Origin of the sequence: Amycolatopsis sp. NPDC051061 (assembly GCF_040682935.1) — a bacterium.
Classification (GTDB): Bacteria; Actinomycetota; Actinomycetes; order Mycobacteriales; family Pseudonocardiaceae; genus Amycolatopsis.
Map to the genome: position 1 here is coordinate 30647 of NZ_JBFBBZ010000019.1, position 20796 is coordinate 51442.

Annotated in this window: 20 protein-coding genes and 1 pseudogene; 8 read left to right on the plus strand and 13 right to left on the minus strand. The window is 71.3% G+C overall.

The features are described from left to right. Positions 1–79 precede the first annotated feature (79 nt). The 3 genes from AB0N03_RS25235 to AB0N03_RS25245 form a co-directional block, all read right to left on the minus strand. Positions 80–1075, minus strand: coding sequence for a YdcF family protein (locus AB0N03_RS25235; RefSeq protein WP_364376373.1), 996 nt, complete (start codon positions 1073–1075; stop codon positions 80–82). A gap of 87 nt (positions 1076–1162) precedes the next feature. After that, complete coding sequence (locus AB0N03_RS25240; RefSeq protein WP_364376376.1) at positions 1163–2686, minus strand: catalase; 1524 nt, start codon at positions 2684–2686, stop codon at positions 1163–1165. Beyond that, on the minus strand, positions 2683–3120 hold the full coding sequence (locus AB0N03_RS25245) for a Fur family transcriptional regulator (protein WP_364376379.1): 438 nt from the start codon (positions 3118–3120) through the stop codon (positions 2683–2685). The genes AB0N03_RS25240 and AB0N03_RS25245 overlap by 4 nt, the downstream gene beginning before the upstream one ends. 105 nt (positions 3121–3225) lie before the next feature. Here AB0N03_RS25245 and AB0N03_RS25250 point away from each other — a divergent pair, with 105 nt between their 5' ends. After that, positions 3226–3588 carry a DNA polymerase ligase N-terminal domain-containing protein gene (locus AB0N03_RS25250; protein WP_364376382.1) on the plus strand — a complete coding sequence of 121 codons (363 nt, stop codon included), beginning with the start codon at positions 3226–3228 and terminating at the stop codon, positions 3586–3588. Next, a pseudogene (locus tag AB0N03_RS25255) lies at positions 3575–4407 on the plus strand (dihydrodipicolinate synthase family protein). The gene AB0N03_RS25250 and the pseudogene AB0N03_RS25255 overlap by 14 nt, the downstream one beginning before the upstream one ends. Here AB0N03_RS25255 and AB0N03_RS25260 read toward each other — a convergent pair. From AB0N03_RS25260 to AB0N03_RS25285, 6 genes are all read right to left on the minus strand, one after another. Then, positions 4392–5072 (minus strand): DUF998 domain-containing protein, encoded by a 681-nt coding sequence (locus tag AB0N03_RS25260; RefSeq protein WP_364376385.1) that lies wholly within the window; start codon positions 5070–5072, stop codon positions 4392–4394. The pseudogene AB0N03_RS25255 and the gene AB0N03_RS25260 sit on opposite strands and share 16 nt — an antisense overlap. Positions 5073–5216: 144 nt before the next feature. Further along, positions 5217–6086, minus strand: coding sequence for an NAD(+)/NADH kinase (locus AB0N03_RS25265; protein ID WP_364376388.1), 870 nt, complete (start codon positions 6084–6086; stop codon positions 5217–5219). Positions 6087–6116: 30 nt separating this feature from the next. Further along, positions 6117–7592 (minus strand): NAD(P)/FAD-dependent oxidoreductase, encoded by a 1476-nt coding sequence (locus AB0N03_RS25270; protein ID WP_364376391.1) that lies wholly within the window; start codon positions 7590–7592, stop codon positions 6117–6119. Continuing rightward, on the minus strand, positions 7589–7738 hold the full coding sequence (locus AB0N03_RS25275) for a hypothetical protein (RefSeq protein ID WP_364376394.1): 150 nt from the start codon (positions 7736–7738) through the stop codon (positions 7589–7591). Before AB0N03_RS25275 ends, AB0N03_RS25270 begins: the two co-directional genes overlap by 4 nt. 67 nt (positions 7739–7805) lie before the next feature. Next, complete coding sequence (locus AB0N03_RS25280) at positions 7806–8696, minus strand: alpha/beta hydrolase (RefSeq protein WP_364376396.1); 891 nt, start codon at positions 8694–8696, stop codon at positions 7806–7808. Further along, positions 8693–9451 carry a cytochrome P450 gene (locus AB0N03_RS25285; protein ID WP_364376398.1) on the minus strand — a complete coding sequence of 253 codons (759 nt, stop codon included), beginning with the start codon at positions 9449–9451 and terminating at the stop codon, positions 8693–8695. Before AB0N03_RS25285 ends, AB0N03_RS25280 begins: the two co-directional genes overlap by 4 nt. Before the next feature lie 86 nt (positions 9452–9537). Here AB0N03_RS25285 and AB0N03_RS25290 point away from each other — a divergent pair, with 86 nt between their 5' ends. From AB0N03_RS25290 to AB0N03_RS25300, 3 genes are all read left to right on the plus strand, one after another. Beyond that, a complete protein-coding gene (locus AB0N03_RS25290) occupies positions 9538–10122 on the plus strand; it encodes a helix-turn-helix domain-containing protein (protein ID WP_364376401.1) in 585 nt (194 codons plus the stop codon). Positions 10123–10225: 103 nt separating this feature from the next. Further along, on the plus strand, positions 10226–11269 hold the full coding sequence (locus AB0N03_RS25295) for an alcohol dehydrogenase catalytic domain-containing protein (protein WP_364376404.1): 1044 nt from the start codon (positions 10226–10228) through the stop codon (positions 11267–11269). A gap of 97 nt (positions 11270–11366) precedes the next feature. Continuing rightward, positions 11367–11930: a dihydrofolate reductase family protein gene (locus tag AB0N03_RS25300; protein ID WP_364376407.1), complete on the plus strand. Its 564-nt coding sequence runs from the start codon at positions 11367–11369 to the stop codon at positions 11928–11930. Positions 11931–11974: 44 nt separating this feature from the next. Here AB0N03_RS25300 and AB0N03_RS25305 read toward each other — a convergent pair whose 3' ends face one another. The 4 genes from AB0N03_RS25305 to AB0N03_RS25320 all read right to left on the minus strand — a co-directional run bounded on the left by AB0N03_RS25305 (position 11975) and on the right by AB0N03_RS25320 (position 17544). Then, positions 11975–12691 carry an Asp23/Gls24 family envelope stress response protein gene (locus AB0N03_RS25305; RefSeq protein WP_364376410.1) on the minus strand — a complete coding sequence of 239 codons (717 nt, stop codon included), beginning with the start codon at positions 12689–12691 and terminating at the stop codon, positions 11975–11977. Positions 12692–12951: 260 nt separating this feature from the next. Then, complete coding sequence (locus tag AB0N03_RS25310; RefSeq protein WP_364376413.1) at positions 12952–14169, minus strand: SGNH/GDSL hydrolase family protein; 1218 nt, start codon at positions 14167–14169, stop codon at positions 12952–12954. Next, positions 14166–16463, minus strand: a complete 2298-nt coding sequence (locus AB0N03_RS25315; protein ID WP_364376416.1) for a glycoside hydrolase family 3 N-terminal domain-containing protein — start codon at positions 16461–16463, stop codon at positions 14166–14168. The genes AB0N03_RS25310 and AB0N03_RS25315 overlap by 4 nt, the downstream gene beginning before the upstream one ends. An 88-nt stretch (positions 16464–16551) precedes the next feature. Continuing rightward, positions 16552–17544, minus strand: a complete 993-nt coding sequence (locus AB0N03_RS25320) for a LacI family DNA-binding transcriptional regulator (RefSeq protein ID WP_364376418.1) — start codon at positions 17542–17544, stop codon at positions 16552–16554. Between the two features lie 151 nt (positions 17545–17695). Here AB0N03_RS25320 and AB0N03_RS25325 point away from each other — a divergent pair, with 151 nt between their 5' ends. From AB0N03_RS25325 to AB0N03_RS25335, 3 genes are read left to right on the plus strand one after another with little or no spacing between them, the layout of a single operon-like run. After that, positions 17696–18994, plus strand: a complete 1299-nt coding sequence (locus AB0N03_RS25325; RefSeq protein WP_364376421.1) for an extracellular solute-binding protein — start codon at positions 17696–17698, stop codon at positions 18992–18994. Further along, positions 18991–19962: a sugar ABC transporter permease gene (locus AB0N03_RS25330; protein WP_364376424.1), complete on the plus strand. Its 972-nt coding sequence runs from the start codon at positions 18991–18993 to the stop codon at positions 19960–19962. Before AB0N03_RS25325 ends, AB0N03_RS25330 begins: the two co-directional genes overlap by 4 nt. Continuing rightward, a complete protein-coding gene (locus tag AB0N03_RS25335; RefSeq protein ID WP_364376427.1) occupies positions 19962–20786 on the plus strand; it encodes a carbohydrate ABC transporter permease in 825 nt (274 codons plus the stop codon). Before AB0N03_RS25330 ends, AB0N03_RS25335 begins: the two co-directional genes overlap by 1 nt. Positions 20787–20796 lie beyond the last annotated feature (10 nt).

Consider the following 20796-nt stretch of genomic DNA (forward strand, 5'->3'; position numbering starts at 1 on the left):
CGAATGACTCATTCGCGGCGTCGGAGGCCGGGAATGAGTCATTCGCGACGGTCGGGGCCCGGCGCCGAGCGTGACCCGGCTAGGCGAAGATCGCCAGCGCCAGCCCGGTGCCGATGATCAGCGCGCACGCCGCGACCGTCGTGCGCCGGTAGTGGAGGATCAGCGCCGCGAACTCGCGCAGGAGCGCGCTCGGCAGGAAGTACCGCGCGGTCGGTGCCCCCGTCGCGTCGAACGGCAGGCCGAGGCGGCGGCACTCCACCGCCGTCCGGAAGACGTGGTAGTTGCTGGTCACCGCCAGCACGCGGGGCGGCCGCACGCCGCCGGGCAGCAGCTGCGTCGAGAACGCCAGGTTCTCCTCGGTCGTCGTCGCGCGGTCCTCGAGGCGGATGTGGCCGGCCGGGATTCCGCGCGAGCGCAGGTATTCCTGCATCGCCGAAGCTTCGGTCGTCGTCTCGCCGGGCCCCCGGCCGCCCGACACGACCAGCAGCGGGGGCGTGGCTTCGCGCTCGTACAGCCGGATCGCGCGGTCGAGCCGGGCCGCGAGCAGCGGCGTCACGCTGCCGCCGGCCAGGCCGCAGCCGAGCACGATGATCGCGTCGAACCCCGTGCGCCGCCGCAGCCCGCCGTACAGGATCGAATACCCGAGCAGGGACGCGAACAGGAACCCGAAGTAGCAGGCGAGCACCGCGGCCGTGGCCACCAGCGCCGAGCCCCACCGGCCGAGCGGCGCGAAGAACAGCCCTTCGAGCACCAGCATGCCGACGCCGAGCAGGAACGAGAGCAGGTTCGCGAGACTCCGGCCTTCGCGCCGCACCATCCCGACGCCGTTGACGATCAGTGCGGCCGGCAGCACCACCGCGACCACCAGCGCGACGACCCCCACCACCCCGGCCAGGATCGGCGTGAGCCACTCCAGGTGCAGGGCCGCGCGCAGCAGCCACAACCCGGTCAGCAGCAGCGCCACCCCGAGCCAGACGGCGTTGCCGAGCCGGCGCGGTTCGCGGGCGAGGCGGACCGCGAACACCACCAGTGCCACCGCGGCGCAGCCGGGCAGCACGGCATCGGTGACGCTCACCCGGCCTCCCCACCTTCCCCGAAGAGGCCAAGGTAGAGCACGCGGACCCGGTGGGCGCCCACCGGGTCCGCGTCTACTGTGGACGCGTCAGGCCTTGTGCTGCATGCTCGATCGCGCCGGGTTGCCCTGGTCGGCGGCCTTCGGGTCGGTCTCGTCCTGCTTGGCGCGCACGCCCGACTCGATCCGGTCGCCGAGGTCCTTGTCGACGTTGCGCCAGTAGTCGAACGCCCGCAGCAGCACCGGTTCGGTGACGCCGTTGAGCAGGTGCCCGACGATATTGTCGACCAGCCGGCCGCGCTGGGCGTCGTCCAGCACCTCGCGGACCATGGTCCCGGCCTGGCCGAAGTCGTCGTCCTCTGCGCGCAGCGTGTAGGCCGTGCGGACCATGTCGCCGTCGGTGTGCCAGCCCGCCGGCTGCCCGAACCGGGCGGCGTCGGCCCGCGGGCCGCCCTTCGAGTTCGGCGCGTACACCGGGTCGGAGACCTTCGTGTACCGCATCGCGCCGTCCTTGCTGTAGCTGTGCACGGGGACGACGGGGGCGTTGACGGGCAGCTGCTTGTAGTTCGCGCCGATCCGGTAGCGGTGCGCGTCCGGGTAGGAGAACAGCCGCCCGAGCAGCATCTTGTCCGGGCTGGCGCCGATCCCCGGCACCAGGTTGCTCGGCTCGAACGCCGCCTGTTCGATCTCGGCGTGGTGGTCGGTCGGGTTGCGGTCGAGCGTCATCCGGCCGACGTCGATCAGCGGGTAGTCGCCGTGCGGCCACACCTTCGTCAGGTCGAAGGGGTTGAACCGGTAGGTCTTGGCGTCGTCGAACGGCATGACCTGCACCTTGAGCGTCCAGCTCGGGTGGTCGCCGCGCTCGATCGCCTCGTAGAGGTCGCGCGTGTGGTAGTCGGTGTCGGCCGACGCCATCTGGTCGGCTTCGTCCTGCGTGAAGGTCTCGACGCCCTGGTCGGTCTTGAAGTGGTACTTCACCCAGAATCGTTCGCCCGACGCGTTGACCCACATGTAGGTGTGCGAGCTGTAGCCGTTCATGTGGCGCCACGTGCGCGGGATGCCGCGGTCGCCCATCAGCCACGTCACCTGGTGCGCCGACTCCGGCGACAGCGTCCAGAAGTCCCACTGCATGTCGTGGTCGCGCAGGTTGTTGTCGGCCCGGCGCTTCTGCGAGCGGATGAAGTGCTGGAACTTCAACGGATCCCGGATGAAGAAGACCGGGGTGTTGTTGCCGACCATGTCGTAGTTGCCTTCGCCGGTGTAGAACTTCACCGCGAAGCCGCGCGGGTCGCGCCAGGTGTCGGGGCTGCCCCGCTCGCCGGCGACGGTGGAGAACCGGATCAGCAGATCGGTCTTCGTGCCCGGCCGGAAGACGGCCGCCTTGGTGTACGCGCTGACGTCGCCGGTCACCTCGAAGTGCCCGAACGCGCCGCTGCCCTTGGCGTGCGGCTGCCGTTCGGGGACGCGTTCGCGGTTGAACTGCGCCATCTGCTCGATGAGGTAGTTGTCGTGCAGCAGGATCGGTCCGTCGGGGCCGACGGTGAGCGAGTGTTCGTCGCTTTCGACCGGGATGCCGGCGTCGGTGGTGGTCGGTTCGGGGTGGGGCTGCGTCACGGTGATGCCTCTTTCCGGGAAGTGGTGGCGCGGCAGCCGGGGCAGACGCCCCAGAACACCACTTCCGCTTCGTCGACCAGGAAGCCGTGTGCGTCGTCCGGGGTCAGGCACGGGGCCGCACCGACCACGCAGTCGACGTCCTCCGTCCGCCCGCAACGGCGGCACACGACGTGGTGGTGGTTGTCGCCGGCCCGCCGCTCGAAGCGGGCCGGGTGTCCGGGCAGCTCGATCCGCCGGATCAGGCCGGCCTCCGCGCACGCGCCCAGAACGTCGTAGACCGCCTGGGTGGACACGGATCCCAGCACCGAGCGGACCCCGGTGCCGATTTCGTCCACTGTGGAATGAGGATGCGCGGCCAGCCACGTGAGCACCGCCCGCCGGGGCGCGGTGACGCGCAGGCCGGCGGCCCGCAGCGTGGTGGTCACATCGCTCATGGCACTCCACCGTGCGCGCTTTTCTGGATCGGGTCAAGTCCTCGGATGGACGGTTTGACCGGCCGGAAAACGGGTATTGGGACGCGGTTCTGGCATGGTGAAGGGGTGAAACCGGCTTTCGTGTTGCACGAGCACTGGCGCCCACGGCACCACTTCGACCTCCGGCTCGAGGAGGACGGCGTGCTGCGCTCGTGGGCGGTGCCGCGTGGCCTCCCGCCGGACGCGCGCGGCAACCGCCTCGCGGTCGCCGTGCCCGACCACGCGCTCGACCACCTCGCCTACGAAGACGACACGAAGAAGGTCGCCGACACCGGCTGGTGGGAGGAGCACGACCGCACGGAGAAGCGGATCCTGTTCACCCTGCACGGCCGGACGGGCGCGGTCCGGTACGCGCTGATCCGCACCGATCGGGACTGGCTCCTGCACCGCACCCGCGAGCAGCCGGGAGACGCCGATGCCCCGTCCTGAGGTCCTGTCCGCCACGCCGACGCTCTTCGGTGACGACGGCTCGCTCGACGAATCCGCCAACGCCGCGCTGCTGAGGCGGTTGCGCGACCGTGTCGACGGCGTGTTCGTCGCCGGGACGACCGGCGAGTTCCCGGCCCTCGACCGGGCCGAACGCCGGGCGCTCGCGGGACTGGCGCTCGAGGTGTTCGGACCGGCACGCACGATCGTGCACGTGGGCGCGGCGAGCACGCGGGAAGCCGTGGCGCTGACCGCGGACGCGCTCGCCGCGGGGGCCACGCGCTGGCCGTGCTCACGCCGTACTACCTCCCCGTCGACGCCGAGGCGGTCCGGCGCCACTTCGCCGCCGTGGCCGAGGCAGCCGGGGACGCCGACGTCTACGGCTACCTCTTCCCGGAACGCACCGGTGTCACCCTCTCCCCGGAGGAGTTCGCCGCGACGGGCCTGCGGGGCGGCAAGCTGTCCGGCGCCGCGGCGGCCCGGTTCGCGGACTTCCGGGCGGCGCTGCCGGACGCGCGGTTCTGGTCCGGCGCCGACACGGACCTGGCGGCGGTGGCCCGGGCCGGTGGGGCGGGCATCGTGTCGGGCCTGTCCGCGGCGTTCCCGGCCCCCTTCGCGGACCTGGCGGCCGCGGTCGGGGCGGGGGACGGGCCGGCCGAGCGGGCGGCGCAGGCCCGGGCGGACGAGGTGCTGGCCGTGCTGGGCGGCACCGTCGAGGGGATCAAGGAGGCGCTGCGGCAGCAAGGCGTCGGCAACGGCCTGCTCCGGATGCCGGCGTCCGCACCGGCGGCCGGGCCGATCGCGGCCTACGCGCGGAGCTGAACCCCGGCCCGCATCGCCCGGTGGGCCCAGTGGCCGAGGACGGCGAGCAGCGCGATTTCCAGGACCATCATCAGGCGCTCCACCAGGCCGGTCGCGACCGTCGGGAGGTGACCGCCGAGGATGACGTTCACCGCGAACGGCACGATGAACGGCAGGTAGAACGGGATCGCGGCGAGCGCCAGCCGCCGGGACCAGGTCGCGAACCGCCGCCAGCGCGGGTCGTCGCGGTGCCGGCGGCCCAGCGCCCAGCCGACCACCGGCAGGCTGAGGCACGTCACGGCCGAGGCGTAGAGGTGGATCTTGCCGGTGGCGGTGCTGGCGCCGCCCTGCGGATCCTTCGCGAAGACCGCGACGGCGAGCAGGCTGAGGCACCACAGGGCCTTCGCCACCACCAGTGCCGGGTTGGCCAGCAGGCGCCGGCGGTAGAGCGCGACCAGCAGCAGCGCCGAGCCGGTGCTGGTGAGCAGCAGCGCGCCGTCCCACATCCACCGGCCCGGGCTCAACGCGTAGTCGCTGAGCATCGTGCTGACCGGGTCGAGCGGCGCGAGCCGCCGGTCGAGGTGCAGCACGGCCAGCAGGACGACGGCGCCGGCGAAGGCGGTCAGCGCCCCCGGCACGAGCAGCCGGGCACGGAGCGGGGGACGGACGGGTGAAGGGGACAGCATGCGTTAAGACACTCCGCGACGGCTCGGCTGGTTCAGGCGCAAGCCGCGGACGCTACCTGTGACCGTTCCGTGACCATCGCGGGACAGGCCCGAGATGTGACCCCAACCACGAAGGCGGAGCTTTCTCGTGAAAGCTCCGTCGCGTCAGTGCTCACCGTCCCGCTGGGGGATCTCCGCCGAATCCGTGAGCCGGAGCTTGCGGCGCGCCCGCTGGTAGAACGTCGTCATCCCGAGCCGGACGACCCGCGCCGCGCTGGGGCGGGCGTGCAGGTCGAGGCGGTCGCCCGGCGACACGTACCCCTCGACCTGGCCGTCGACCTCCACCGCCAGCCGGCCGCTGGTCGGCAGCAGTTCCAGCGTCACCTCGTCGTGCACCGACAGCACGATGCCCCGGCTGTACGCGGAGTGCGGCGCCGCGGGCGTGACCAGCAGCGCCTCGACCGACGGGCTGGTGATCGGGCCGCCGGCCGAGAAGCTGTAGGCCGTCGAGCCGGTCGGGGTGGCGACGACCACCGCGTCCGCCGAGTAGCTGACGAACTGCTGGCCGCCCACGTGCACCGCCACCACCGCGCTGCCGTTGCCGGGCACGCGCACCACCGCGATGTCGTTGAACGCGGTGATCCGGCGCCCTTCCAGCACGGCGTCCACGGCCAGCCGCGGCTCCACCGTGAACTGGTGGTCGTCGATGGCCGAGAGCGCACTGGGCAGGTCGGGGACGTCGACCTCGGCGAGGAAGCCCAGCTTGCCGAGGTTCACCCCGAGCACCGGCGCGCGCTGCCCGTCGGCCAGCCGCATCGCCCGCAGCATCGTGCCGTCGCCGCCGAGGCTGACCACGAGGTCGGACCGGCGGCCGAGCTCCTCGGGCGTCACCCCGATCGCCGCGCAGTTCAGGCGGACGATCTCGTCGGCGATGCCGAGGATCTCGATGTTCCGGTGGCCGGCCCAGCCGAGCACGGCTTCGACGGCGGCCGCCGAGTCGCGGCGGGGGTGCAGCACGAGTCCCGCGGAGTGCATGTCAGCGTCCCCGGACGGGTGAAGAGAGCGTCATGCGCTCAGTCTGCCCGCTCCCGCCTTCCGCCGCGAGAAGCGCAGCGCGCCGTCGTCGATCCGGCCGTGCCGCAGCTTGACGACGTCGTGCGCGTAGCTCATGCCGAGTGTCCACGGCGCCCGCGAGCCGGCCTTCGGGAACTCGTCGATCGCCCGCAGCACGTACCCCGCGTCGAAGTCGAGCAGCGGCCGCTCGGTGACCGCCGGGTCGTCGTTGACCGGCACGCACTGGTCGTACCCGTTCCGGTCGAGGTGGCGCAGCAGCCGGACGACGTACTCGCCGACGAGGTCGGCCTTGAGCGTCCACGACGCGTTCGTGTAGCCGATCGTGAACGCGAAGTTCGGCACCCCGCTGAGCATCATCCCCTTGTACGCCATGGTTTCCGGCAGCTTGACGGGATCGCCGTCGACGACCAGGTCGATGCCGCCGAAGGCCAGCAGCCGCAGCCCGGTGGCCGAGACGACGACGTCGGCGGGCAGCTCGTCGCCCGATTCGAGCCGGATGCCGGTCTCGGTGAACGCGGCGATCCGGTCGGTGACCACCGAGGCGTCGCCGCGCTTGATCGAGCGGAACAGGTCGCCGTCGGGCACCAGGCACAGCCGCTGGTCCCACGGCTGGTAGCGCGGCTTGAAGTGCGTGTCGACGGCGTACCCGGCCGGCAGCTGCTTCATCGCGGCCTTGCGGATCATCGCCTTGACCACACCGGGGCGGCGCCGGCTGAGCTGGTAGATCAGCGTGCTCACCGCGACGTTCTTCCACCGCGCGATCGGGTAGGCCAGCTTCGGGCCGAGCAGCCCGCGCAGCCGGTTGGCCAGCGCGTCCTCCGAAGGCAGCGACAGGATGTAGGTGGGGGAGCGCTGCAGCATGGTCACGTGCTCGGCGCGGTCGGTCATCGCCGGCACCAGCGTCACGGCCGTCGCGCCGCTGCCGATGACGACGACCTTCTTGCCGGCGTAGTCCAGGTCCTCGGGCCAGTGCTGCGGGTGCACGACCGTGCCGCCGAAGTTCTCGATGCCCGGGAACTCCGGCGTGTGGCCGCCCGCGTAGTCGTAGTAGCCGCTGCACAGGTAGAGGAACTTGGCGGTGAACCGCACGGGCTCGCCGTCGTGCGTCGCCTCGACCGTCCACTGTGCGTCCTCTGTGGACCATTCGGCGCGGATCACCCTGTGCCCGAACCGGATGTGCCGGTCGATGCCGGCGTCGGCCGCGGTGTCGCGGACGTACTGCAGGATCGACGGGCCGTCGGCGATCGCCTTCTCGCCGGTCCACGGCCGGAACCGGTAGCCGAGGGTCTGCATGTCCGAGTCGGACCGCACGCCCGGGTAGCGGAACAGGTCCCACGTGCCGCCGATGGCGTCACGGGCTTCGAGGATCGCGTACGTCTTGCGCGGGAACGCCGTGCGCAGGTGGTGGGCCGCGCCGACGCCGGACAACCCGGCCCCGACGAGCAGGACATCGACGTGCTCGGTCATCGCACGGCCTCCGTCCGCCGCGGGCGCCTCATCAGGCGCGTGAGCACGGCGTTGTAGTGGGTGGGGGTGACGCGGGCGAGCGCGTCGAACACCACCGGGCGGCCGGTGATGCTGTGCGGTCTAGTTGCCAATCCGACGGCAGCCATGGCGGAAACCGTTGCCTCGTGCACTTCGGCTGCGGACCGTTTCCGCCTACTTTCGGTCGGATGGGCACTACGGGGCCGTGACATCGCTGCTCCTCACGTGGTCGCCGATGAGGTCGAGCAGGACCGGCCACGCACCTTCGGGCAGGTCGTGACCCATGCCGGGGACGGTTTCGAGGCGGGCGCCGGGAATCGCGCGGGCGGTGGCGGAGCCGCCGGTGGGGTGGACCATCCGGTCGCGGTCGCCGTGGATCACCAGCGTGGGGGCGGTGATCTTGCGCAGCCACGCCTTCCGGTTGCCGGACTTCAGGATCGCGCCGAGCTGACGGCCCACGCCGCCCGCCGTCGGATCACGGTCCCAGCCCGCCCCGGCCTTCTCGCGCACCCAGGCCTCGTCGAAGGGGAAGCCGTGCGAACTGATGTGCCGGAACATCTTCACGGCGCTTTCGACGGCCTCTTCGCGGGACTTCGGCGGCTTCGCGCCCATCAGCCGCAACGTCGAGAACGCCGGGCGGCCGATGAGCCGGGACCCGGTCGTCGACATGATCGACGTCAGGGTCCGCACGCGCGCCGGGTGCAGCGCCGCCACCGTCTGGGAGATCATGCCGCCCATCGACACGCCCGCGATGTGGGTGGTCTCGATGTCGAGAGCGTCGAGCAGGCCGACGGCGTCGGCGGCCATGTCCGTCAGGTCGTACTGCTCGGACGGGAAGCGGCCGGCGAACATCGCGGGCAGGCTCGACGGGCGGAACCGCGGGTGCGTCGAGCGTCCCGCGTCGCGGTTGTCGAACCGGACGACCTCGAAGCCTTGTGCCGCGAGCCGCGCGCAGAACGCGTCCGGCCAGCTGTGCAGCTGCTGGCCCAGCCCGGCGACGAGGAGCAGCGGTTCCGCGCCGCGGTCCCCGATCCGTTCGTAGGCCAGGGAAATGCCCCGGCCGGCGTCGGCGATCTCTTCGGTCACGAATCTCCTCCGGTGCTCCGGCGGCGCACGATCGCGCGGCCGCCCTTGGCGGGGGCGTAGGCCACGCCCCGCGAGTGCCGGCGTTCGCCGGCGTCGGTCGTCGGCTCGAGCGTGCAGTCCCGCAGCAGCGTTCGCAGGACGACGGTCATTTCCATGGTGGCGAACGCGGCGCCGAGGCAGCGGCGGGTGCCGCCGCCGAACGGGATCCACTGGTACAGGTCCGGGCGCGCGCCTTCGAAGCGGTGCGGGTCGAAGGTGGCCGCGTGCGGGAAGACCGCGTCGTACTCGCGGCGCATCCGTTCGAAGCGGCGCCAGGGGTTGAAGCGGCCCTTCTTGGAGATCGGCGCGACGGCCAGCCGGGAGCCGAGGGCCACGAACGGCGGGAGGAGTTCGCGCAGCTCGGCGAACTCGGCCCCGTCGGCGCCGAACACCGCGCGGAGGATGGCGTTGAGCGTGATCCGCATCATCGACGGCAGGGTGGCGAACGCTTTTCCCTCCGGCCGGCTCGCGAGTTCGCGGACGCTTTCTTCCTCGACGATCTTCTCGTACGCGGCGAGCCGGCGGCCGTGGAAGGGCGGGACGAGGAGCTTGCGTTGCCTTCTGTGCTCGTCGCCGGACAGCGCGAACATCGAGTGGGGGCCCAGCACCCGGCGGCGCAGGCCCCGCAGCGGTTGCGTCAGCGCGTAGGCGCCTTGGACGGCGCGCGGCGCGGTAGGGCCCGGCGGCAGCGTCACCGCGCTCGTCATGGTCGTCATCGACCCTCCCCGAAGTGGTGGTACGCGGCCGTACCGTCGGTACGGTACGCCGGTGTACCATCTCGTTTCAAGATGAGGGGTATACCGTGACTTCCGTGGACGTCGACACGCGCCGGTTCCGGCAGCGCCTGCTCGACGGGCTGGCCGCATCGATCATCGAGGACGGGTTCCGCGACACGACGGTCGCCGACGTCGTCCGCCGCGCCCGCACATCGCGCCGCACGTTCTACGAACACTTCTCCAGTCGCGAAGAGTGCCTGATCGCGTTGCTGGCCGAAGCGAACCGCTCGATGATCCAGCAGATCTCCGACGCCGTCGACCCTCGCGCGCCTTGGGCTGTCCAGGTGCGCCAGGCGATCGAGGCGTGGATCGCGTGCGCGGAGTCCGAGCCGGCGATCACGCTGAGCTGGATCCGCGACGTCCCGGCGTTGGGAGCCCCGGCCCGCGACCTCCAGCGCGACGCGATGGAGGGGTTCATCGCGATGACGCAGCGGTTGACGGACACGCCGGAGTTGCGCGCGGCGGGGATCAAACCGCCGTCCCGCCAGTTGGCGATCATGCTCCTGGGCGGGTTGCGGGAGCTGATCGCGACGACGGTGGAGGACGGCGGGCGAGCGGGGGACGTCACGGAGGTCGCGGTGCGGGCGTCGATCGCGGTGCTCGGCCCTTAGGTGGGTGCGGTCTCAAATTGCGACAGCCGCGCGTTCGCCGCGGTCCTAGCGTCGAGGACGGCCGGGCCCGGCCACGAGAGCCGGGCGGCCGACGGAGGCGACGATGAAGGCGCTGGTCTACCACGGTGCGGGTGCGAAGGCTTGGGAAGACGTCCCGGACGCCGCCGTCCAGGAGCCGACCGACGTGGTCGTGCGCGTCGACACCACCACGATCTGCGGCACCGACCTGCACATCCTGCAGGGCGACGTCGCCGCGGTCACCGACGGCCGGATCCTCGGCCACGAAGCGGTCGGCACGGTGACCGCGGTCGGCGACGCGGTCCGGGCGTTCGCGATCGGCGACCGGGTGCTGGTCCCGGCCATCACCCAGTGCGGGCGGTGCGAATACTGCGGGCGCGGGATGCCGTCGCACTGCCAGACGGTCGGCGGGATCGGCTGGATCTTCGGCCACCTCATCGACGGCACGCAGGCCGAGCTGGTGCGCGTGCCCTTCGCGGACACGTCGTTGTACGCGGTCCCCGACGCCGTCACGAACGAACAAGCGATCTTTCTGGCCGACTCGCTCCCGACCGGGTACGAGGTCGGCGTCCTGGCCGGCCGCGTCCGCCCGGGCGACACGGTGGCGGTGGTCGGCGCCGGCGCGGTCGGGCTGGCGGCGATCCTGACGACGGGCCTGTGGGGCGCGTCGAAGGTGATCGCGGTGGACTCCAACAAGTTCCGCTTGGAGAAGGCGCTGGAGTTCGGCGCGACGGACGCGTTCGAAGCGGGCCCCGACACTCGTACGGACGTGCTCGGCTTGACCGACGGGCTGGGCGTGGACGTGGCGATCGAGGCGGTTGGCTACCCGGAGACGTTGCGAACGGCGGTATCGCTGGTCCGCCCGGGCGGCCGCATCGCGAACATCGGCGTGCACGGCGTCCCGGTGGAGCTGCCGATGGAGGAGATGTGGATCCAGAACCTGACGCTGACGATGGGCCTGGTGGACACGGTGTCGATCCCGACGCTGCTGAAGATGGTGGCGTCCGGGCGCATCCCGGCCGAGCGCATGGGAACGCACCGGTTCACGTTCGCGCAGATGGAGGAGGCGTACGAGGTGTTCGCCAACGCGGCCGCGAACTCGGCGCTCAAGGTGGTCATCACCCCGTGAGGAGCTAGCAGGCGATACCTGCCGCCCCGCCCCGGTCGATTCGGGTGCCTCCCGTTCGACGCACTGGTGACCACGACACCAAGGAGGCGGGGCGGCGATGACCGGACCGATCAGGCTGTACATGACGATGTCGCTCGACGGCTTCGTGGCGGGGCCGGACGACCGCCCCGGACAGGAGATGGGCCGTGGCGGCTTCCGGTTGTTCGACTGGCTGGACGACCGCCACGGTGACGGGCCGAGCGCACGGATCTTCGCCGAAGCGATGGCGACCGGTGCGCTGATCTCCGGCCGGCGGACGTTCGAGCTGGCCGGGCGCTGGGGCGGTGATCACCACGACGGCGTGCCGATCCACGTGCTGACCCACCACGTCGACCCGTCCGACACCCCGCCCGGGAGCGCGCGGTTCTTCACCGATGTGGTGGCGTGCGCGCAAGAGGCGCGTGCGGCGGCGGGGGACCGCGCGGTCATGGTCCACGGCGCGGGTGCCGCTCAAGCGTTGCTGAAAGCGGGATTGCTCGACGAGCTGGAACTCCACGTCGTACCGGTGCTGCTCGGCGCCGGTCGCCGGTTGTTCGGGGACGGGGACCAGGTCGAGCTGGACCTGGTGCGGCAGCTGGCGGCTCGCGACGTGCTCCACTTGCGGTACACCGTGCGCCGGTGACGGACGCTCGGTCCCGGGCGCGACACCCGGGACCGAGCGAAGAGTCAGTCGGCGTCCGGGAAGTGGATGTCGGCGACGTGGACGTCCACCGACGCGACCTCGAGGCCCAGGTACTGCTCGACCGCTTCGACCACCTGGATGCGGATCTGCTCGGCCAGCGTCTTCACCGCGCGCCCGAACTCGACCACCAGCGTGACGGCGATCGTCGCGACCTCGCCGTCGACCTCGACCGACGTGCCCGCCTCGTCGAGTTCGTAAACGCCTTCGGCCTTGCGGGCGACCCGGATGACGATCTTGGAGACCACGCCGTCGGCCACCGTGGTGCTGCCGCGATTGCCTGCTGCGGGCCGGGTTCCGGCTTCCTCGGCCTCTTCGGTCTCGGCGACGACCGTCACCGGCACCTCTTCCGCGGCTTCGGTCTCCTCCGCGACCGCCTCGTCGGCGGGGTCGGTGTCCTCGGCGGACTCGTCGCCGGCGACCTCGTCCGCGACAGCTTCGTCGGACGGCTCGTCGGTGGTGTCCTCTTCGGCCTCGACAGCGGAATCTTCGTCGGCGGAGTCGTCGGCCTCAGCAGCGTCGGCGGTCTCGTCGACGGCGTCCTCGGTCTCGGTCTCCGCGGTGTCCTCGGCCGGCTCGACCGTCTCGGTCTCGGTCGTGTCGGCATCGACGGTCTCGGTGGCGGTGGTGCCGTAGCCGTAACCTTCTGAACTGGGCGTTTCGTTCTGAGCGCGACCGAAGATGCTGTTGATGACGTCGGACATGTTTCCCCTTTTCGGGAGCGACGACTACGGATGGGGACGAGCGGAGACGGCGACACTATAGGGGCATCGCCCATGATTCTCGTCACAGACCCCCGGGTTCGAGACTCGCTTGTGTCCCAAGAGATATCCGGCGCCGGACAACGCTCTCCCGGTTGACTGGACCGGTGATCACGGTCCGTCAGGCGGGGGTGAGCGATCAGTGATGCCGGCGCAGAAATGGCGTCCGGGAATTGTCCACTTTTTGACCCATCGGCATTCCGTCAGCCATTCCGGAACAGCCCGGCGGGAACGCTCGTCCCCAAAGCGCGATACCCGGCGGGAGTGAGGTGCAGGTGATCGCCGACGTCGTAAGCGGGCAGCAGGCGTACCGGCGCCACCGGATCGCGGACCACGCGGTCGAAGTCCAGGACCGCGTCGAAGTGGCCGCGGATCCACGCGTTCACCGAAGTCCGCGCCGCCTCCCGCTCCGGCGAATCGTAAGCCTCGTTGCCGCCGAACGGTGTCAGCGTCGCGCCGTACACCTCGATGCCGGCCGCGTGGGCCCGGGTGAGGATCTGGTCGTACGCGTCGATGAGATCCGACGCCGTGGCCGCCGCGGCGGCGGGCGCGGCGGTGCCGATGTCGTTGATCCCCTCGAAGACGATCGCCCGCGAAACCCCGCTCTGGGCCAGCAGATCGCGGTCCAGGCGCGCCAGGACGTTCGGGCCCAGGCCGTCCTGCAGCACCCGGTTGCCGCCCGCGGCCTGGTTGACCACCGCCGACGACAGCCGCGACGCCAGCACGTCGGGCCAGCGGTCGTTGCCGTTGGTCGTCGAGCCGCGGCCGTCGGAGAGCGAATCGCCGATCACCGCCACCGCCGACGCGGGGGAGAGGACCTCGATGCCACTGAGGAAGTACCAGTGGTCCACCGGCGTCGCGCCCGGCAGGTCCGAAGCGGACACCTGGTTGCCGGGCACCAGGTAGGACGTCGTGCGGGAGCCCGGGTGGGACGTGATCGACAGCGATCCCTGGCCGTGCGCCAGGTAGGCCGTCACCGCGATGTTCTCGAAGGACCGCACGGGGAACGGCAGCGGGTCCGACACGACCTGCGCGCCCACCGGGATCGTCGCCGACGGCTTGCCGTGGAACGTCACCGGCACCACGCTGCCGGGAACCAGCGCCGAAACGCCCGCGCGCCCGTCGAGCGGACGCGCCACCGAGACGGCCGAGAGCGGCAGCGGCGCCCCGCCGAAGGCGTTGGAGAACCGCAGCCGGATCCGGGGGCCGCCGACCGACACGTGCGCCGTCTGGCGCAGGGAAGCGTTGTCCAGCACCCGGTCCGTGCCCGTGTACGGCGCCGGCGGCATGTTCGACGGCTCGGTCAGCTGCGGCATCGACGTCCACGTCGCCACCCAGTGCGACGCGGGAGGACGCCCGGACGCACCCACGAACAGCGCGGTCAGGACCGCGAGGCAGCAGACCGCCAGCGTCCTTTTCATGACCCGAACTCCGGAGCCAGGACGCGCTCGAAGCCGACGTAACGCCGCGGCCCGCTGAGCGTGCAATGCAGCGTCGCCACGAACTGCTCACTGGACGTCCCGATCCGCAGTTCGACGTCGCCGGGCTCGACCAGGCGCCGGCCCGCCCGGCCCGTGTACGACGTCAGGTCCGCGTGCAGGCCGATGTCCACGACGACCGTCGCACCGGGCTCCAGCGAAACCCGCCGGGCCGCGATCAGCTGGCGCTCGGGACGCACGACCTCCGCCACCGGGTCGTGCAGGTACACCTGGACCACTTCCGACGCGGGCCGGGAGTGGTCGTTCCGCAGCGTCACCCGGACCCGGCACACGCCGTCGGTCGGCCACAGCGAACCCGTCGCGCTCACGTCGACCCAGGTCACCGGCGCGTAGGACAACCCGTGCCCGAACGGGAACAACGCCGTCGGGTCGACCGTGCTCACCTCGCTGCGGCGGCCGAGCGGCGCCGCGAGGTACGTCGAGGGCTGGCTGGCCCCGGCCGCCGGGAAGCTCACCGGCAGCCGGCCGGAGGGGTCGATCCGTCCACTGAGGACACCTTCCAGCGCGGGAGCGCCCTCCTCGCCGGGGTAGAACCCGCTGACCACCGCCGCCAGCCGGTCGATCTGCCGGGAAAGTTCGTACGGGCGCCCCGAGAGCAGCACCAGCACGACCGGCTTGCCCGTGGCGAGCAGCGCTTCGAGGAGTTCCTCCTGACGGCCCGGCAGCCGCAGGTCCGGCGCGTCGCAGCCCTCGCCGGACGTGCCGCCGCCGAACAGGCCGGCCCGGTCACCGAGCACCGCCACGCAGACGGACGCCGACGCGCACGCCGCCACCGCCTCGGCGATCCCGTCGTCGTCTCCGCCGACGACCGGGCAGCCCAGCGCGTAGGTGACGTCGAAAGACGACCGCAGCGCCTCCACCACCGTCGGCACCGAGACGCCGAACGGGACGTCCGGGTGGTGGACGCCGACGTGCAGCGGGAACGAGTAGCAGCCGAGCATCGCGCCCGGCGTGTCCGCGCGCGGCCCGACGACGGCGACGTCGGCGCCGGGGGAGAGCGGCAGCGTCCCGTCGTTGTGCAGCAGCACGATCGACTTCTCGGCCACCTCGCGCGCCAAGGCGCGGGCACCGGCGTCGTCGAGGTCGATCTCCTCGGGCACCTCCGGCGCCCAGTCCGCGTCGAGCAGTCCCAGTTCGCACTTCTGCCGCAGCACCCGTTCGAGGGCGCGGTCGACGGCGGCGGCGTCGACCGCGCCCCCTTCCACCGCGGCGAGCAGCGGCTCGCCGTAGCAGTCCATGGTGGGCAGCTCCACGTCGATGCCCGCGGTCAGCGCCTGCCCGGCCGCGTCGCCGCGGTCGGCCGCGACGCCGTGCAGCCGGTGCAGGAACGCGACGGAGAAGTAGTCGGCGACGACCGTGCCGGTGAACCCGTAGGTGTCGCGCAGCAGGCCGGTCAGCAGCGACGCGTCGGCGGCGGAAGGGACGCCGTCGGTGTCGGTGTAGGCGTTCATCACCGACCGGGCGCCCGCGCGCAGGGCCAGCTCGAACGGCGGGAGCAGGACGTCCGCGATCTCGCGCGGCCCGGCCGAAACCGGGGCCAGGTTGCGCCCGGCTCGCGAGGCGGAGTACCCGACGAAGTGCTTCAGCGTCGAGATCACGCCGGCCGACTCGAGCCCGGCGACGTACGCGGCACCGATCGTCCCGACCAGGTACGGGTCCTCGCCGATCGTCTCCTCGACGCGGCCCCAGCGCAGGTCCCGAGCGACGTCGAGGACCGGCGCGAGGCCCTGGTGCACACCGAGTCCCCGCATGGTCCGCCCGATCCGCGCGGCCATCCGGTGCACCAGGTCGGGGTCGAACGTCGCGCCCCAGGACAGCGGGGCCGGGTAGATCGTCGCCTGCCACGCGGCCAGGCCGGTCAGGCACTCCTCGTGCACGACGGCGGGGATGCCGAACCGGTTGCTGGAGACGATCTGGCGCTGCCTGCGGGCGAGGCTGTGCGCCCCGACCAGCGGATCGACCGGCCGGGTGCCGAAGACGCGCGTGAGCTGTCCGATGCCGTGGCGGACCAGGTCGTCGAGGTCGACGTCGGCGTCGACGAAGTCGTGCTGGTGCGGCGCCATCTCCCCGCCCGAGTCGATGCCGACCCAGACGCCGTAGAGCTGGGCGAGCTTTTCGCGCTGCGTCATGCGCGCCATCAGGGCGCGGACGCGTTCGCCCGGGTCGGCCGCGGGGTTTCGCCACGGCTCGGGGGCCGCGGCAGGCTGCGTGGTCAAGGCTTTCCGCCCTTCGTCAGGAGGGAGCTTCCGGGGGTTCCGGGTGGCGGAGCCCCCGGCCCGGGGCGAAGCCCCGGATGGCACAGGATCAGGAGAGGGCCCGGGTCGAGCTGCGCACCACCAGGCCGGTGTCGAGGGTGACGTGGGTGCGCCCGACCTCGTCGCCGTTGATCAGTGCGATGAGCATGCTGATCGCCCGGTGCCCCATCTCGCGGATCGGCTGGTCCACTGTGGTCAGTGGCGGGCTGCAGAGCGCGGATTCGGGGACGTTGTCGAAGCCGACCACGGAGAGGTCGTCGGGCACGGAAAGTCCCAGCTCGCGAGCCGCGCCGACGGTCGCGATGGCCGAGATGTCGTTCGCGGCGAACACCGCGGTGGGGCGGTCCGGGCCGGTCAGCAGGTCGTGCGCCGAGGCCGCGGAGATCTCCGGGTCGTAGGCGCCGATCCGGATCAGGTCCTCGTCGGCCGGCACGCCCGCGGCTTCGAGGGCCCGCAGGTAACCCGCCTTGCGCAGCGACGCCGATTCGAGGTCGGGGCGGCCCGAGAGGAATCCGATCCGCCGGTGACCCAGATCGAGGAGGTGCTCGGTGGCCAGTTGCGCACCACGCAGGTTGTCGGAATCGATCGTGGGCAGGTGAGACGGCCCGGTGTGCGGGTCGACCGCGACGACCGGCGTACCGGGCACGGCTTCGAGCGAGACGGCGGGCGTGACGAGCACGGCGCCGTCGACGAGCGTGCCGGAAAGGCGGGACAGGTAACGCTTTTCCCAGCCCTTCGGGTCGCCGGTGCGGCCGCCGGCGGAGTAGACGACGAGTTCGAACCCGCTGCCGCGGATGGCGTCCGCGGCTCCCTTGAGCAGCTCGGTGGAGAACGGTTCGAGGTCGGCGACCAGGATCCCGATCACGTTGGTCCGGTGGTTGCGCAGGCTCTGCGCCACGAGACTCGCTTCGTACCCGAGGTCTTCGATCACCGCGCGGACCTTCGCGAGCGTCGCGGCGGAGACGCCGTAGCGCTCGTTGATGACTTTGGAGACTGTGGCCACCGAGACGCCGGCTTGGGCCGCGACGTCACGGATGGTCACCCTCGAACTGGGCTGCATCGGCTCAGACTAGCCATGTAAAACGTTATCGACAACGATTGACATCCGATTTGCCCGGGAGCAAACTCTTCGCCAACCCGGGTGCCGTCGCGCCCCGTCCAACTCGGCCGAAGTCGTCAGGAGTGGACCCACGATGTTTGTGAAGCACAGAATCCCCCTTCTCGCCGCCTTGGTGGCGGTCCTCCCGCTCACCCTTTCGGCGTGCAGCAGCGGGGGGAGCGACACACCCGCGCAGCCGAGCGGGCCGGTCACCCTCACCTGGTGGCACAACGGCACCACCGACCCGATCAAGTCGATCTGGGAAAAGGTCGTCACCGACTACCACCAGGCGCACCCGGACGTCACGATCAAGGCCCAGCCGCTGCAGAACGAGGACTTCCCCACCAAGGTCCCGCTCGCGCTGCAGGGGGCCCAGCCGCCGGACGTCTACCAGTCCTGGGGCGCCGGTGACCTGGCCTCGCAGATCACCTCGGGCAAGGTCGCCGACATCACCGACGCCACGAAGCCGTGGATCACCCAGACCACCGGCAAGTTCGGGGAGAACTGGCAGGTCGACGGCAAGCAGTACGGGGTGCCGTTCGAGCAGCACTTCGTCGGCTTCTGGTACCGCAAGGACCTCTTCCAGCAGGCGGGGATCACCACCCCGCCGAAGACGATGGACGAGCTGAACGCGGCCGTCACGCAGCTGAAGGCCAAGAGCATCGCGCCGATCTCGGTCGGCGGCAAGGACCGCTGGCCCGACGCCTTCTACTTCAACTACTTCGCCGTCCGCGAATGCTCGGTCGACGTCCTCAAGCAGTCGGTGAAGGCGGTCAAGCTCGACGACCCGTGCTGGACGAAGGCCGGCCAGGACCTGAAGAACTTCCTGGCCACGCAGCCGTTCCAGACCGGGTTCGCCGGCACGCCGGCCCAGCAGGGCGCGGGCAGCTCCGCCGGCCTCGTCGCCAACGGCAAGGCCGCGATGGAACTGCAGGGCGACTGGGAGCCCGGCACGATGTCGGCGCTGACCGACGACAAGCAGCTGGATTCGAAGGTCGGCTGGTTCCCGTTCCCGTCCGTGGCGGGCGGCCAGGGCGACCCGGCGGCCGTGCTCGGCGGCGGCGACGGCTTCGCCTGCACGACCCGCGCGTCGAAGGCGTGTGCGGACTTCCTGCAGTACCTGGGCAGTGAGCCGGTGCAGACGCAGCTCGCCGCCCAGGGGGCCGGCCTGCCCGTCAACACCGTCGCCGCGAAGTCGCTGAAGACCGACACGCTGCGGGCCGTCTACGACTACGGCACGAAGGCGCCGTACCTGCAGATGTACTTCGACCGGGCGTTCCCGACCGCGGTCGGCGCCGCGCTGAACGACGCGGTGGCGAACATGTTCGCCGGCCAGGGCACCCCCGAAGGCATCGTGGCCGCCGTCAACCAGGCCGCGGCGGGCAACAAGTGACCACGGCGACGACGCCGGTGCGGACGGCTGCCCAGCCGTCCGCACCGGCGGCGGGCCGCCGGGCGAAGCGTTCCGGCGTGCGCAAACGGCTCGAGCTGACGCTCCTGCTCGGGCCGGCCCTGCTGGTCTTCGTCGGCTTCGTCCTGGTACCGATCGGGATCGCCGGGTTCTACAGCCTGTTCCAGTGGAACGGCTTCGGCCCGCTCGACGACTTCATCGGTCTCGACAACTACGTGGACGCCTTCAGCGGCACGGTGTTCCAGGGCGCGATCGTGCACAACCTGATCATCGCCGGGCTGTCGATCGTGGTGCAGCTGCCGCTGTCGATCGGCCTGGCGATGCTGCTCAACCGCAAGCTGCGGGGACGCGCGGTGCTGCGAGCCCTGGTGTTCGCACCGTACGTCCTCTCCGAAGCGATCACCGCGGTGATCTGGTTCCTCATGCTGCAGCCGAACGGGTTCGCCGACCAGGTGCTGAAGGGCGCCGGGCTCGGCGGCCTGGTCCACCAGTGGCTGGCCGACCCGGGCATCGTGCTCTACACGATGTTCGCGGTGATCACCTGGAAGTACATCGGCTTCGGCATCATCCTGCTGCTCGCCGGTCTCCAGGGCGTGCCCGCCGAACTGCGCGAGGCCGCCGCGCTCGACGGCGCGTCGGCGTGGCAGACCACCCGGCACGTCGTGCTGCCGCTGCTCGGGCCGACCATCCGGATCTGGATCTTCCTGTCGGTGATCGGTTCGCTGCAGTTGTTCGACGTCGTGTGGATCATGACGCTGGGCGGGCCGGCGAACGCGTCGACGACGATGGCGACGTACCTGGTCGACCACGGCTTCAAGCGCTACGAGTTCGGGTTCGGCTCCGCCGTCGCGGTGATCCTCTTCGTCATCTGCTTCCTGTTCGCCCTGCTGTACCAGCGGTTCGCGCTCCGCCGCGACACCCAGGGCGCCCTGACGAGGATGGTGAGCTGATGCGGTCACGCAAGTTCGGCCTCTCGATCGGGTACCTCGCGGCGATCGTCGTGCTCGGCGTGACCGTCGTGCCGCTGCTGTTCGTCGTGCTCGGCGGGTTCCGCACCAACGCGCAGATCAACTCCGACCCGGCCGGGCTGCCCGGCCCGTGGGTCATGGACAACTACGTTTCGGTCCTCGGCTCGAGCGCGTTCTGGGGGTTCCTGGGCAACAGTGCGCTGATCGCGGTGATCGCGACCGCCGTCGCCGTCGGCCTGGGTTCGATGGCCGGGTTCGCGCTGTCGCGGTACCAGTTCAAGGGCCGTGAGGCGCTGTACACGCTGTTCACGCTCGGCCTGTTGTTCCCGCTCACCGTGGCGACCTTGCCGCTGTACCTGTGGCTGCGCGAGCTGGGCATGCTCGAGAGCTTCTGGGGTGTCGCGATCCCGGAGGCGGCGTTCTCGCTGCCGGTGACGATCGTGATCCTGCGCCCGTTCATGCACGCCATCCCGGGTGAGCTCGAGGACGCCGCCGTGCTCGACGGCGCGAGCCGGCTCGGGTTCTTCTGGCGCATCCTGCTGCCGCTGTCGGCGCCCGCGCTGACCACGGTCGGCGTGCTCGCGTTCGTCACCAGCTGGAACGCCTACCTGCTGCCGCTACTGGTGTTCAACGACTCCGCGCACTTCACCCTCCCGCTCGGCGTCGCCACGTTCCAGTCCCAGTACTCCCAGGACACCGCCCGGGTGCTCGCGTTCACCGCGCTGTCGATGATCCCGGCACTCGCGTTCTTCGTGCTCGCCGAACGGCGCATCGTCGGCGGGCTGACCGGATCCGTGAAGGGCTGACTCAGGAGGT